This window comes from Endozoicomonas sp. GU-1, assembly GCF_027366395.1.
In the GTDB taxonomy this organism is placed as follows: Bacteria; Pseudomonadota; Gammaproteobacteria; order Pseudomonadales; family Endozoicomonadaceae; genus Endozoicomonas.
This window is the reverse complement of the sequence record NZ_CP114771.1, coordinates 1,414,657-1,429,019: the sequence shown is the minus strand read 5'-3', so window position 1 is coordinate 1,429,019 and position 14,363 is coordinate 1,414,657. Positions and strand designations below refer to the sequence as shown.

Annotated in this window: 10 protein-coding genes; 7 read left to right on the top strand and 3 right to left on the bottom strand. The window is 49.8% G+C overall.

Features of this window, described 5'->3' with window-relative positions:
• The first annotated feature begins 5 nt into the window (after positions 1-5).
• The 6 genes from menB to O3276_RS05825 all read left to right on the top strand — a co-directional run bounded on the left by menB (position 6) and on the right by O3276_RS05825 (position 6,203).
• Positions 6-845, top strand: coding sequence for a 1,4-dihydroxy-2-naphthoyl-CoA synthase (gene menB, locus O3276_RS05850; RefSeq protein ID WP_101747640.1), 840 nt, complete (start codon positions 6-8; stop codon positions 843-845).
• A gap of 21 nt (positions 846-866) precedes the next feature.
• The gene (gene menC, locus O3276_RS05845) at positions 867-1,874 is read left to right on the top strand and encodes an o-succinylbenzoate synthase (RefSeq protein ID WP_269674798.1); all 1,008 of its coding nucleotides are present in this window, start codon (positions 867-869) and stop codon (positions 1,872-1,874) included.
• 25 nt (positions 1,875-1,899) lie between these two features.
• A complete protein-coding gene (menE, locus tag O3276_RS05840; protein ID WP_269674797.1) occupies positions 1,900-3,300 on the top strand; it encodes an o-succinylbenzoate--CoA ligase in 1,401 nt (466 codons plus the stop codon).
• 123 nt (positions 3,301-3,423) lie between these two features.
• Positions 3,424-4,065 (top strand): RNA 2',3'-cyclic phosphodiesterase, encoded by a 642-nt coding sequence (gene thpR / locus O3276_RS05835; protein ID WP_269674796.1) that lies wholly within the window; start codon positions 3,424-3,426, stop codon positions 4,063-4,065.
• Between the two features lie 125 nt (positions 4,066-4,190).
• The gene (gene ubiU, locus O3276_RS05830) at positions 4,191-5,198 is read left to right on the top strand and encodes a ubiquinone anaerobic biosynthesis protein UbiU (RefSeq protein WP_269674795.1); all 1,008 of its coding nucleotides are present in this window, start codon (positions 4,191-4,193) and stop codon (positions 5,196-5,198) included.
• A 132-nt stretch (positions 5,199-5,330) separates the two neighbouring features.
• Entirely contained in the window at positions 5,331-6,203 is an 873-nt protein-coding gene (locus O3276_RS05825) for a U32 family peptidase (RefSeq protein WP_269674794.1), read from the top strand.
• Between the two features lie 229 nt (positions 6,204-6,432).
• On the opposite strand, the gene O3276_RS05820 is transcribed toward O3276_RS05825, so the two are convergent.
• Positions 6,433-6,816 carry a type II toxin-antitoxin system VapC family toxin gene (locus O3276_RS05820; protein WP_269674793.1) on the bottom strand — a complete coding sequence of 128 codons (384 nt, stop codon included), beginning with the start codon at positions 6,814-6,816 and terminating at the stop codon, positions 6,433-6,435.
• A complete protein-coding gene (locus tag O3276_RS05815; RefSeq protein WP_269674792.1) occupies positions 6,803-7,084 on the bottom strand; it encodes a type II toxin-antitoxin system Phd/YefM family antitoxin in 282 nt (93 codons plus the stop codon). Before O3276_RS05815 ends, O3276_RS05820 begins: the two co-directional genes overlap by 14 nt.
• Before the next feature lie 245 nt (positions 7,085-7,329).
• Here O3276_RS05815 and O3276_RS05810 point away from each other — a divergent pair, with 245 nt between their 5' ends.
• The gene (locus O3276_RS05810) at positions 7,330-7,620 is read left to right on the top strand and encodes a type II toxin-antitoxin system RelB family anti-toxin (protein ID WP_269674791.1); all 291 of its coding nucleotides are present in this window, start codon (positions 7,330-7,332) and stop codon (positions 7,618-7,620) included.
• 169 nt (positions 7,621-7,789) lie between these two features.
• Here O3276_RS05810 and O3276_RS05805 read toward each other — a convergent pair whose 3' ends face one another.
• Complete coding sequence (locus O3276_RS05805) at positions 7,790-14,044, bottom strand: autotransporter domain-containing protein (RefSeq protein WP_269674790.1); 6,255 nt, start codon at positions 14,042-14,044, stop codon at positions 7,790-7,792.
• Positions 14,045-14,363: the final 319 nt, after the last annotated feature.

The following is a 14,363-nucleotide window of genomic DNA, read 5'->3' as shown; positions in this document are numbered from 1 at the left end:
TGGATATGAGCAAGCAGCTGGATTCAGGTGTGATCTGGGAAAACCTCAGCGGTGATTATGAGGACATTCTCTATCACCGGGCAGAGGGGATGGCCAAAATTACCATTAACCGCCCGGAAAAGCGTAACGCCTTTCGCCCACAAACCATTGTAGAAATCCAGAAAGCCCTGGAGTCGGCACGTTTTGATGAGTCGGTGGGTGTGGTGATTCTGACCGGTGCCGGTGATCTGGCTTTCTGTTCCGGTGGTGACCAGAGCGTTCGTGGCGATTCGGGCTACAAGGATGATAAAGGAACTCATCATCTGAATGTTCTCGATCTGCAACGTCAGATCAGAACCTGTCCAAAGCCGGTGATTGCCATGGTGGCCGGTTATGCCATCGGTGGTGGTCATGTCCTGCACCTGGTTTGTGATCTGACGATTGCGGCGGATAATGCCCGCTTTGGTCAGACCGGCCCGAAAGTGGGGTCATTTGATGGTGGTTTTGGTGCCAGCTATCTGGCACGTATCGTTGGTCAGAAAAAAGCCCGGGAAATCTGGTTCCTCTGTCGTCAGTACGATGCCAGACAGGCGGAAGATATGGGGCTGGTCAATACCGTTGTACCTCTGGCAGAGCTGGAGCGGACAACCGTAGAATGGTGTCGTGAGATTTTGCAGCACTCTCCTCTGGCGCTTCGCTGTCTGAAATCCGCCATGAATGCCGACTGCGATGGTCAAACCGGTCTTCAGGAACTGGCGGGTAATGCGACCCTGCTGTTCTATATGAGCGCAGAGGCACAGGAAGGACGGGATGCTTTCCTGGAAAAACGTCAGCCGGATTTCAGTCGCTTTGGCCGTAATTCTTGAAGCCACTTTCTTAATAGATCCATGAAAGACTGTAAGGCCGATATCCTGAGGTATCGGCTGCCTTTAAAGCAGCCGTTATGGCTGAAGCACGCCTGCCTGAATAAGCGCGAAGGGCTGATTTTGCGTTTGCGTATCGGTGACCGGTGGGGTTATGGCGACATAGCGCCACTGCCCGGGTTTAGCCGTGAGAGTCTTGCAGACGCGGAAGAACAACTTCAGGCTTTCTGTTGGGCCGTTAATGGTGGCAGGCCGTTATCTCTCAACAGTGCTTTTCTCACTGATGTTCTGCATTTGCAGCCAGTACCGTCAGTGCTGTTTGGTATTGAATCGGCTCTGTGGTGGTTGCAACAGGACCATTGGTTTGACCCGCCAGCAACCGGACCACTTTTGCTGGGTAGCACCGAAGATATCCTTCGCCGACTTGCACTGTGGCAGGGAAACTGGCCGACAGAGTTCAAGTTGAAGATAGGCAGAGACTCAATAGAAGACGACTGTGTGAGAATTAACCAGGTTCTGCAGGCTTTGCCAACGTCCGTCAGCATCAAGCTGGATGCCAATCAGCAATGGACATTGGATCAAGCCCTCAGGGTCGCTGCCTCTATTGATGTCGAGCGAATTGCTTATGTTGAAGAGCCGACTGCTCATGTGGCCGAATTCTCACAAATCTACCAGCAGACCGGGCTTCGCTTTGCCCTGGATGAAACGGTCCAGCACCCGGAATACCTTCTACACCCCATGCAGGGTCTGGCGGCCGTTGTGATCAAACCGACGCTGGTGGGTGGTTTGGCCCATTGCCGACAGCTGGTGACAACCGGCAGAAGCGTTGGTGTCAGGACTGTTTTCAGCTCTTCTTATGAGTCGTCTATTGGATTGCACATACTGGAGCAGCTCAGCGCTCAGTGGACACCGGAAGAACGACCGGGTCTGGACACCTTATCGGCTTTTACCGACAGCCTGACCTCAGCAAGGATTATTGCCGGTCAGCCGGTTGCCATTAACCCCGCTTTTTTTTCAGTAATACAGAGCTGAACAGAAGCATAGCAGAACGCCGTTGATGAAAACGATCTTCCCCGAATTGCAACACTGTCCCTTGCATTATCGAGCCATTCATCAGTCCTCCTGTACAGCGATTCAGCTGGAGGAGGGCAGAGTTACGTTTCGCCAGCTGGATGCATGGGTGGATGAGTGTTGTCGTATATATCGGGATAAGGGCATGAGAGCGGGCCGCCGTCTTCTGTTTGTCACCCATAAACCATTGGACACTGTGGTGGTTGCCCTGGCCTGCCTTCGTTCCCAATGGGTTTTCTGCCCGGTAAACCCGGCGTTTCCGGAAGCGCAAATGTCGGGATATCGTGATCGTATTGGAGCTGCGCTGTTGGCAGACAGCGCGGGTATCGATTTTCATCAACGGATTGCTCATGCACGGCCACGGCCGGAGAGCAGACTTCAGCCCATTAAGATCGATGCTGAAGCCGTTTACGACCTGATCGCCACCTCTGGAACGACGGGCATCCCAAAGGCGGTAGCGCACAGTTATAAAAATCATTATTTTAGTGCCCTGGGCTCCATGCATACCTTGCCATTAACCTATGGTGATACCTGGCTGTTATCCTTGCCGCTGTTTCATGTGGGCGGATTGGCCATTGTTATGCGTTGCCTGCTGGCTGGTATCACAATGGTGCTGTTTGAGCGTCGGTTGTCGTTGGATGACATGCTGATCAGACAGCGGTTGACCCATCTTTCCCTGGTGAATACCCAATTGTTCAGGCTGCTGCAGTCTGGGTTATCACTCTATGATTTGGGCGTACGTTATATTCTGCTGGGTGGCGGCGTTGCTTCCCCGAGGCTGGTGGAGGCGGTAAAAGCACAGGGGATCACTGTTCTGACCACCTATGGTCTGACCGAGATGGCCTCCCAGGTGTGTACCGGAGAGCCTCTGTTTACCGGTAGTGGTGTTACTTCCGGAGCGGTATTGCCATGGCGTGAGGTTCGTTTAACAGAGGAAGGCGAGATTCAGGTGCGTGGCGACACACTGGCCAAAGGGTATTTTCAACAGGGCGAGGTGACGCCATTTGCGGGTACCCGTGGCTGGTTTAATACCGGTGACCAAGGACGTTGGCACGGTGACCAGTTACAGGTCTGTGGTCGTATGGATAATATGTTGATCTCAGGGGGGGAGAATATTCATCCTGAAGAGATTGAGCAGGCTTTGCTGACCTTCCCGGAGATTGTCCAGGCGGTGGTCGTTGCCATGACGGATCCTGAATATGGTCAGCGCCCTGTGGCTTATGTTCAGACGGTGGACGGTACCCTGAATGAACCATTTACAAAAGAGAGGCTGGCAGGCAAGATAGCTAAATTCAAAGTGCCGGTACATATTCGTTTATTTCCTGAGCAGGTAGCGGAATCAGGGATCAAGATTAATCGCCGCTTTTTTCAGGCACTTTTGGAATAATACGACGATACAGGCAGATTTCTGCCAACAATGTACTAGACTAGGTTCAACAAACTTAGCCAAACCAAATTGCAGGGTGCAATTGGTTTGAATTTAGCAGTCAGACGTTGAAGTTAGAATAATATGAAAAATAACCCCGTTAGCTACAACGCTTCCAGCGCCCCGACCTCTTTTGAAGAGGCGCTGTCCCACAATTCCCCGGTCAGGGCTTTTCTTGCCGTAAAAATTCCTCTTGAACTTGCTGCAACGCTGCATAAGAAAGCCATCCATCGAGCCGGTGAAGGACATGTTCACGACTTGCGTTGGGTAGCTCCCCAGCAGCAGCACATTACCCTTAAATTTCTGGGCAATAGCTCCCCCCAACAGTTACAGCAGTTAATTAACAACCTTGAAAATGATCTGGCGGACTACCATACCTTTGACAGTATGACCGGTTGTTTTCGTTTCTTTCCAAATGGGCGAAACCCCCGGGTGCTGGCCCTGGAGATGCATTCAGGGCAGGAGTTAAAACGGCTTGCCGATATCTGTGAGCGGGCAGCTGTGCAGTCGGGTTTCAGTGCTGAAACCCGGAATTTTCGCCCCCACGTAACCCTGGGGCGGTTTAAACGACCAAGGTATGTCACTCATAGTCAGTATTTTAACCTTCCCAGTTTCCGGATGACGGTGGGTGAGGTGGTATTACTGGAAAGTGAGAGCACTGCAATGGGAACGCGATATAAATCTATCCATGCTTTTCCGTTGTTGCCTCTTGCTATTAGCGCATGAAAACACTGATGAGTAGATGGTTGTCTAGGTGTTGATACTTATTTTTCCGGCTATTTCTTGATAAGTATCAAGTCGGTTTTTTGTTCAGCGTGCTATGCTGCACAAAAACTACTGGATAATTCTCTATGGAACTGGTGTGTCCTGCCGGTAACCTTCCTTCCCTGAAAGCCGCTGTCGATAATGGTGCTGATGCCGTATACATCGGCTTTCGTGATGAAACCAATGCCCGCCATTTTGCCGGTCTTAACTTTTCTGATCAGAGGGCCATAAAGGCACTGGATTACGTTCATAAAAATCCCCGTGGAAAAAAGGTGCGGCTTTTTGTTGCGGTAAACACCTATGCCCAGGCGACCAACTGGCAGCGCTGGAAAAAAGCAGTGGATATGTGCGCCGACTTCGGTGTCGATGCCCTGATTGCTGCCGATATCAGCGTGCTGGACTATGCCAGCAAGCGATACCCCGATCTTAATCTTCATCTTTCCGTTCAGGCCTCTGCCACTAACCAGGCCAGCCTGTCTTTTTATCATGATCATTTTGGTATCAAACGCGCAGTACTGCCCAGGGTGCTGTCGTTAAAACAGGTTGAGCGACTGGCTCAGAAAAGCCCGGTGGAACTGGAAGTATTTGCCTTTGGCAGTCTTTGTATTATGGCTGAAGGGCGCTGCATTCTCTCTTCTTATGTGACAGGGGAATCGCCCAATACCGCCGGTGCCTGTTCTCCGGCATCCGCTGTGCGCTGGCAGACGACGGCCAATGGGATGGAAACCCGACTGGGAGGTTTGTTGATCGACCGTTTTGATCACCACGAGCAGGCCGGTTATCCAACCCTCTGCAAGGGGCGCTTTACGGTGAATGATCAGGTCAGTCATGCCATTGAGGAGCCTACCAGCCTCAATACATTGGATCTGATCCCTCAGCTTTATCAGTCTGGTATCAGTGCGGTGAAAATTGAGGGCCGCCAGCGAAGCCCGGCCTATGTTGCCGAAGTGGTGAGAATCTGGCGGGAAGCGCTGGACCATTACCGGGCGAATCCAGATCGTTTTACCACTAATGAACGCTGGATGGCTGGCCTTTCCCGTTTGTCTGAAGGTAGCCAGACTACACTGGGTGCCTATAACCGACCCTGGCAGTGATGTTGGCTGTTTGACACTCTCTTTTGATTTAAACCACAAAGACATGAGCCATAAAGGTTTACATGCCTTACTTTCTTTGTGGCTGGCAGATCGCGTTTTCGGGTAATGCCCGGCGCAGACAGGGAATAAACTATGCAAATTACCCTTGGCCCACTACTGTTCTTCTGGCCTAAACAAGACGTTATGGCGTTTTACGAGAAAGTCGCCGAGTCCGCCTTTGAACGAGTCTACCTGGGAGAAGTCGTCTGCTCGAAAAGACGCGAGCTGAAGCTGGATGACTGGTTAGCCATTGCCAGGTTATTGCAGTCTAAAGGCAAAGAAGTCGTTCTATCGACACTGACGCTGATTGAAGCTGAGTCTGAGCTGGCTCAGGTGAGCAAGGTCTGTGAGAACGAAGACTTTACTGTAGAAGCCAATGATATGGCTGCTGTCCACTATCTATCAAAAGCGGGCATCCCTTTTATTACCGGTCCTTCGGTGAACCTGTACAGTGCTGAAGCATTGCAGGTTCTGCATGGTACCGGTTTAAAACGCTGGGTTTTGCCGGTTGAACTCTCTTATGAGCACCTTAAGTTGATTATGGGGCGTTTGCCAGAGCTGGGCATTGATGATCTGGAAACCGAGGTATTCAGCTATGGCTATCTACCACTGGCCTACTCGGCCCGCTGTTTTACCGCCCGAACCCATGAGCTGAGCAAAGACAGCTGCGAGTTCAGCTGTATTAAGTCATCAGCAGGTATTCCCCTGGCGACCCAGGAAGGTGATGCGCTGTTTACCATCAACGGTATTCAGACACTGTCTGGTAGTTGTCATAATATTCTGGATCAGTGGCAGGTGATGGCCAGTGCCGGAGTGAAGGCCATGCGTCTTTCCGGGCATTCAGAGGATATTTTAAAAGTGGCTGATGAACTGGCGCAGGCAATGCCGTTGGGGAGTAAGGTCATTACTTCTGACATTCAACATTGTAATGGCTATTGGTCAGGGAAGCCTGGCATAACCCATTGAGTAACAGGGAGCAATTATAGAATCATGTTTTTGTGGCAGTACTTGTATGTGAACCTGTAAATTAAAGTGTTCTCTTAAAATCCGCCTGTTCCCGATAAATTGGCTTACGGTTTTCCTCATAACATCACATGGTACAGCCAGTCTGTACCAGTGCTGTTACCGGCAGAGCATGGTATGGGAACGCACCCTCGAAACTTGCCGACCATGCAAAATACCCATCAAAATCTACTCAACAGCGGGCACTGAACGCCTGCGGCAAATGGTCAATGATACGCTGATCACGGGTAATCAACGGGCAATCGCAAAAAATGGCATCAGCGGCAATCAGCCGGTCAAAAACGTCCCGAGTCCAGTGAATTCCGAGAGCCGATTGCACCAGTCCTGCGGTGGGCGTTTTTGAACAAACCATGCCCACATCACCATACAAGTCCGCCACTATCTCGGCAGGGGTATAGGCAATCCGGCCAATCTCATGCAAATACTGAAGCTCCAGCCTGGCCAGTTCCGGCAAAACAATATCATGATGTTCAAGCTGCTCCTGAGCCTGCGGGGAAACCTTGCCCAAATCACCACTGTGCAGAAAGACCGCAATATGCGTATCAATCAAAACCATTATCTGGCTCCCACTGGTGGGTGATTGCTTCCTCAAGACTATCTGCCGTATCAGGACCAGCAGGCAGCAAGGTGTTGCGGACCTTAAGATTTCCAAGTTTTGATGAAGCTCTGGTGACAACATCCAGTTTTAACAGAGTTCCCCCCCGTTCAATGGTTAATGGCTTACCACTGGCGATCACTTCATCGACAAGCTGATAGATATTCTTGCGAAGCTGAGTCAGGGTTACGCTCTGGCTAGTCTGTTCTGGTTCCTGCTGCGTAGACATAACACAAAATCCTGAAGGTGTGTACGCTAATAAATATAGGACGTACATCTCATAACCGCAAGATGACAGTTTTTTGGGCTTGCCTGAGCTGCATAGGGCATTTTCGGGCGGCCTCCCGGAACCATCCCGACATCACCGCATTGATAAAAGTTAACAATATTGCTAACTTGTGTTTATGAAACAAACGACTAAGACTCCAAAAAGAGAGTTAGAGCTTGGCTACCAGCGAATGAGGGAGGTACAGCATGGCAAACTCAAGTTATAAAGCGTTTCGGGATAACATGCTTGAACGTGATGATGTCCAAACCGCCATGGCCGAAAAGGCAGAGTTCTTCGCGCTTCGTCGCGAACTGATCCGCATGCGGCAGGAGGCAGGGATGACCCAGGAAGAAATTGCCCAGATAATAGGCACCCAGAAAACCAGCATCTGCCGTCTCGAAAGTGCCAACAGTAAAACCTTGCCCAGCCTGGGCATGTTGAAAAAATACGCTGAAGCGACCGGGCACAAACTGAACATCACCTTCTCACCCGCCTGAAACTATAGCCGACAGAATAAATGACCGGCAGGTGTCAAGAATCAGGGCTTGACTCCGGTTTTCTCGGTTTTCTCTCAAAAAAAAGCCTCCCGAAAAGGGAGGCAACTCTGTACACACTCTATAAGCACTAAGCACACATAACCGTTAGCCTGAAATATTACTCCTCCTGCTAAAAGTCATACCGCAGGCGGGCGATAAACCCATCGGACTTGAAGTTATCCATCCAGTCATGGCTGTAGTTAAAAGACAGCGTCATATTATCGTGCAGATCCATATCCACAGAGGCAGCAAACTGGTAGCGGGTGGTGTCACGTTTGGCACCGTGCACCACAAAGCTGTCGCCACCGGCGGCATAGTGAGCGGTCATGGTGACCGGGTCGTCTTTAAAGTCGTGCAATACCATCAGTTTGAAGGCCGGGCGGAAGGCCAGTTCATCCATCTGTATATCGCCCATCAGTCGCACACCGGCACCCAGTTCCATAATGGTGTAATTGTCGTTTTTCACCTGATCAAAGGCGAGATGGCTCAACGGGGCAGACTCGCGGTAGTCGTCGGTGGTGATGCGGTAGTAATTAAAGGCCACCAGGGGTTGCCAGCTCCACTCTTCACTGGTGGGTAGGGTCATGCCGCCACTCAGGCCGATACCCCAGCTCTTGCTGTCGTAGCTGGATTGTACCCGGTTGCCGCTGACGTTACGGTGGCCTTTGTTATCCCCGGAGGCATAGCTGATCATGCCGTCCATAAACATATCATCCTGGTCATAAGAGCCGTACAGGGTGAAGATATGGTTTTTGCTGTCCATGGTGCTGCCGGAACCGACACCTTCACCGCTGATATCCGACTTGGCGTAGGTGTAGGCCACCCCGGCATCAAACATCGGGTCCAGCTCCCAGTCTGCCCCCAGGGTAAAGCCATTGGTTTTGTCCTTGTAGCCAGACACGCCGTCTTTCTCATCCTGTTTGGCGTTGTTGTAGGCGTATTGAATCCAGACACCACCGGACTCCATCATATCGCCAGTGTTCATGCCGGTGCGCCGATTGGTATTGCGGGTATCAATGGCTTTACTGGACATCTGTTGTGCATCGCGGCTGGCGGTAATGTTGCTGCCGGTATTGTTGGGTGTGAGTTGTTTGGCCAGTTTGGCGGCACTGGTTGGGTTGTTTGACCGTTGGACCACAAACGCATTGAGCGGATCTTTAACTGTGGCGCGGGACTGGGCGGCGGCAGCATCTGATTCTTTTTTTGGTTTAACGGCAACGTCCACCGCCCGGACCGCAGAAGCAGGGGCACCACCGGCAGACGCCATATCGCAAACGAAGGCTTGCATAGGCTGGGTGGCAAGTACCATCAGTCGCTTATTGCTGGATTTCTTATCGCTGGAAGTCAGCATGGCATAATAGTGATCGTATTGCTCGTTGGTAGCCGCGACTTTAACGGGTTGGTTGATGTCACTCTTAGCTTTCATTAATACATACTGACCCGCACTGTCTTTTGAAGGGTCAAAAACAACCTGTTCCCTACTGACTTTTGAACTGTCAAAAACAACCTTGGCATCAGGCCCGATGGTAATGGAGCTAACATCGACAGATGGCAAAACAACACTCTGTCTGGCGCTGGCATCAAGGACTGGCTCTAAATCAATTTCACCATTTTGCTGATAACCTGCTTTAAAAGAAATAGGACTATTAATAATCAGCGTACCCCCAGAGGCAATATCCAGAGCAGGATGAGGGGTTTCACCAAAAGCCGCTCTGCTGGCAGGAGCCGACCTGCTGACAGTCAATGATGCCTCATCACTGGCTGACTGCATGGCATTTAACTTGCCGGTTACCTTAACAGAGTCAGCTTCAATGGTTCCGTTAAATTTACTGTCACCACTGAAGACAACGTTGTTGACCCCTTTAATATCACCCTTCAAGGAGCCGCCAGCCTCTTCTAAATTGACGGTTGTTCCTTTTGGAAGGCCACTGAAATTAAGGTCGCCCATGATGCTACCACTGGTGGTAACAGCCAGAGTTTGGGTTGCAGCACCTGTTGGGGGTGTGATGGTCAGGTCCAAAGGTTGAGGACCTGTTGTGGCATTTGCGCTGGTCTGTGCTTTGGAGACTGTAATCCCTTTAACTACAACATCTGCCCCAATATTAACGGTGGCCGTATCTTTGTCATCCGGCGTCATGGGAATCGTACCAGCGGACCAGTCACTACCGGTAATGACCAGATTATTCACGCCACCGCTGGTTGCCCCAAGTTTCGCCCCACTGCCCAATGTCAGCGTGCCGATACCATTGGTGGTCAGGTTTACGGCTTTTTTGGGCGTATTCAGAACCAGGTTTTGACCGCTGGTTGAGCCGGTTTTTGCGCCAGCCGGTAAGCCACTGCCCACCTGCACCTGCTCAAAAGCCAGACTGCTGGCAGTGACCGTTCCAGCGTTGGTGATCGGCCCCAGGGTGGTGGCCACACCATTAATATTCACCGTTGAGGCATTGGTAATTGCTCCCAGGCTGGCACCGTCGGCAATAGTCACTTTTTGTGCCCCAACAACGTCGCCCAGGGTGGTGCCTTTATCGGCTTTGAGTTCTTCCAGAGTGCCGCCTTCGACAACTTTAATGGCTCCCAGTGTGGACTCTGTGGCAGTAAGTCTTGAGAGTGTGCCGCCGTCGGCAATGGTAATGTCTCCCAGAGTGGCCCCTTTGGCAATGAGTGTTGGGAGTTCGCCGCCGCTGGCAACCTTAATGGCACCGAAGCTGGATCCTGGCTCGGCATTCAGCTCTGAGAGTACTCCGCCAACATCAATCGCGCCCAGGCTGGTGCCTTTTCTGGCAATGATGGTTCCGAGTGTGCCGCCAACGTCAATCGCTCCAAGGTTGGCCCCATCACTGGCATGAAGCTCATCGAGTTTGCCGCCGCTGGCAATGGTAACGGGCAGTTGCTGGGCGCTGGTGGTCAGGACGTTCAGAGTTGCGCCCGAAGGTTTAGATAATGGTTGACCGGCAACATTCAGAGCTGCCACCACACCTTTTGATGTGATATCAAGGCTGTTCAGATTGCTGAAAGTGCCTGGTGCATTCCAGCCAGAACCATTGATACTCAGGGTGCTCATGCTGTCTATATCAACGTTTGGTAAATCACCACCCGTGATAATCAGCTGGTCATTCAAAGCAGCGACGTTCTTAAGTTCAGTGACCTTACCATCGGCAATTTCAAAAGTGGTTGTGGGGCGATTAGCAGGGCTGAAGTCAATTGAGTAAGATCCTGTTCCAGCGGTTTTCAGATAGAAAGCGCTGGGCATTCCGGATGTGGTGAAGGGGATTGATATTGTTGGTTTACTGTTATTTCCATTTTCACCATTTTCGCTTGGTGAGACAACAAGATCAGCAACAGGTTCTGTTGTGATGATAGTGTCATTGACAATCCCACCCAATCCCAGTCGTTTTAAATTGCGGTCGATTTTGGCAGGAGGCGACGGATATTCAATACCTGTGAAGCCCTTTGGAAGCCCGGTTGTAGTCACGTTGCCAGTCAACACAAGGGTATCTGCTTTGGCCAGGTTACCTTCTATGTTGCCAATATTGTCTTGAGTGATGCTAGTTGAGGGTGTGTACATCAGACTTGGTCGGTTGACTACGGTGGAGAAATCAATATCACTGATAGTGCCATCGCCGCCAATGTTAAGATAACCGTTCACATCAGCCAGTTGATCGAATGCCACATTCAAAGTTTCTTTGGGGGTAGCTACTGTAGTTCCACTGGGTACACTGTTAATAGCGTCAACCGTTAAACCTGTAGCAACATCAATGGTTTCTGGATTTGTAACTAATTCCTCAAACTCCCAACCACTGCCGGTGATGTTAATAGTTTTCGCGTTGGTGATAGAGTCAACAAATGCATTACTACCTACATTCACCGTTGCTATCAAACCGGGCTCTGTGGCGGTGATTTTAATAGGGTTTTTGCTCCCAGATGGCGAGTTGATGTTTAGCGAGCCATCAGGGCTTGGTGCCACTGCACCAGAACCTGTCACGGTAATGGCTTTTATCACAGGCTCTGTACTGGCTGGTGTTGGGTTTTTGGCATTGACACTGTTAACACCGTTTAATGGTGCAGCCAGTTGCCAGCATTCATTTTCTGAGCATGAGCTATTGACCGTAATATTGTTTACTGTAATCCCTGATCCCGATAGCTGCGGATTACCCGATATATTCAGGTTTTCGATTACACCCTTGTCCGGACTAGTTGTAACTACCAGAGTCTGTGAGTTTACATTCAAGGCACTACCTTCGGCTTTCGGTAGATCTGATAATTCTGCTGCGCTGTTGACGTAGACATTTTTGATTGGCGAAGAGGTCGTCAATGCGGTCACCCCGGTTACCCAATTATTAAGAGCCAAACTTGAGTTACTATTGACCTCAATCTTTCCTACGGTAATAGGGGCTGCTGCTGTCAGTTTTGGCGTACCCGTGATATTCAGGTTAGTGATAGAACCTGCTGCACCATTGTCGTTATCCTTGATAGTTGTAACTGCCAGAGTCGGGGAGACTACATTTAAGGCGTTGGCCATAGCGTTGCCTGACGCTGGCTTAAACGATGCTATGTTGTTGACATTAAGACTGGTGATTGCCGACGATGTCGTCATTGATTCCACACCGGTTGCCCAATTATTAAGAGCAAAACTTGAGGCGCTATTAACCACAATATTTTCTACGGTAATGGGGGCTGCTGCTGTCAGCGTTTGCGTATCTGATATATTCAGGTTTTTAATAGCACCCGTTGCACCTTCTGCCGTAATAGTTGTCACTGCCAGGGAATTAGAATCTGGTACTACATACAAGGTGTCTGGCTGAACGATGGGAACCTTTGGCGGAGTTGGTGATTGGCTGTTGACGTAAAGATTGTTGATTGCCGACGAGGTCGTCAAATTGTTCACTTTGGATGCCAAACCCTTGACTCTCCAGCCAGTAGTGCCGCCAACAGTGATTGTGTCAACCGTGGCTGGGCCAGGCTGGTTTTCACCGTCGCTTAAATTAATCTGAGTAGCATCAAGTATATGCAGGTGGTTGATTTTCCCGGTTTCGCCAGGGGTGACAACCTCCAGTTCGCTAGTCCTTACCTTCAGCGTTCCTTTCTCCTGACTATTTTCAATATTACTTGGTGCATAGTTCTGGCCATAAACATAAAGGTTGTTAACGGTACCGACAGTGGTGAGTGTGTTTACTCCGCTGGCAAAGCCGTCAACTTGCCAGCCAGGGGCAGCGATGTTGTAAACAGAAATCGAGTCAACTGAGGCAAAGCCGGGCTTATAATCTTTTTCGTCGTCGCTTAATGTGAGCTTTGTTTTATCGCCGTATATATGCAGGTTACTGATTTTACCGCTTTTATTGGTGGCGATGGTCAGATTTTCATCTTCCTTGGAATTAACCCACAAATCACCAGGATTGCTCGATATGAGCTTATTACCGTTGATATAGAGATTGTTAATGGTGCCAGTGGTGTTGACTACGCTTACATCTTCACCGACACCATCGGCTGACCAGCGGGTACCTTCAATATCAATGATTTCAAAGCCACTGATATCCTTGATCATGACTTCCGATGTGGCAGTAATGTTTATTGTGTCACTTTCGCTATTACCACCTTTTATTTCACCAGTAAATGTACCACCCTGAATGTCTACAGTGACGGGTACATTTGCAGCTGATGCATCCAGTGCTGGTGCCGGGGAGGTACCTAAGCCGGTGATAGCAGAATTACCTTGAAAATTGAGGATAATATTTCCAGTTGCTGCAGCGGGTACTTCAATGGCAGCTTTGGAACCTGCGATTGCACTGCCATTTATTGTTAGTGTTCCCCCGGTAACAGATACTCCAGTTGTATTGCTCACATCTTTTGTTGCATCGCTTGTATCTTTAGCTGCCGTGATAGATCCCGCTCCACTAATGGTTAATGATTGACCAACAACCTTCACACCGGTAGCGCCAGCCGCAACTTCAACGCTTGCTTGCTTATCAGTCAAAGTCAGGGTATTAGCACCAGACTGACCGACGATGCTTGCGCCATCGACTGTCCCGGTTACTTTGATGGTAACATCTGTCGGAATTGTCAGTTTGCCGTTTTCTAATAAAATGTTTTTTTCTGGTGTTTTTATTTCAATGCCGGGAATGGCTTCCGCAGGCCCATTTCCTGCTGTAATGGTTGCTTTTGCTTGCTCCGGCCAGCTTTCAAGCTTTGACCAATCGGGCGGTGCATCATTATCATTACCTGCACTATTGTCAAGCGATACAACAGGAGCTTCTTGCTTGTCCTGATTAGCTGGTGTGGAACTGTCCTCTTCAGCACATAAGCCATCACTCGCAGCCCACCCGCCCAGCACAGAACTGATACCCAGAACCAGAGCTTTCTTTCTCAATATAACTACTGAACGACTCATTAAATATACCTTAAACGACGCTAAGCGCCTGAAGATGGTTGTAGATGCCTTGAAGGGTGTTGAATCAAACCAGAAATAAACGTCAGATAAGTTTTAAAAAAAACGGTGTACGTCTAATAACAGAGAACAGAATAACTGAACTTTAAGTTAGTCCAGTAATTACCAAATTTAAATATTGTTTATTATTTAAAAAAACTTTATTAAGAAAATTTATTTATAATATGCCCCAATGGGAATGCAGGTCATCCACCGCCAGCGGTCGAGTTACCCGAAGGAATCATCCACTGTGGCAAGAAAAGCCAGAGCTACTGAATAGCTT

Coding starts and splice junctions, on each gene's coding strand:
- menB (WP_101747640.1), top strand. CDS start 6: ATGAGCAAGCAGCTGGATTCAGGTGTGATCTGGGAAAACCTCAGCGGT.
- menC (WP_269674798.1), top strand. CDS start 867: ATGAAAGACTGTAAGGCCGATATCCTGAGGTATCGGCTGCCTTTAAAG.
- menE (WP_269674797.1), top strand. CDS start 1,900: ATGAAAACGATCTTCCCCGAATTGCAACACTGTCCCTTGCATTATCGA.
- thpR (WP_269674796.1), top strand. CDS start 3,424: ATGAAAAATAACCCCGTTAGCTACAACGCTTCCAGCGCCCCGACCTCT.
- ubiU (WP_269674795.1), top strand. CDS start 4,191: ATGGAACTGGTGTGTCCTGCCGGTAACCTTCCTTCCCTGAAAGCCGCT.
- O3276_RS05825 (WP_269674794.1), top strand. CDS start 5,331: ATGCAAATTACCCTTGGCCCACTACTGTTCTTCTGGCCTAAACAAGAC.
- O3276_RS05820 (WP_269674793.1), bottom strand. CDS start 6,816: ATGGTTTTGATTGATACGCATATTGCGGTCTTTCTGCACAGTGGTGAT.
- O3276_RS05815 (WP_269674792.1), bottom strand. CDS start 7,084: ATGTCTACGCAGCAGGAACCAGAACAGACTAGCCAGAGCGTAACCCTG.
- O3276_RS05810 (WP_269674791.1), top strand. CDS start 7,330: ATGGCAAACTCAAGTTATAAAGCGTTTCGGGATAACATGCTTGAACGT.
- O3276_RS05805 (WP_269674790.1), bottom strand. CDS start 14,044: ATGAGTCGTTCAGTAGTTATATTGAGAAAGAAAGCTCTGGTTCTGGGT.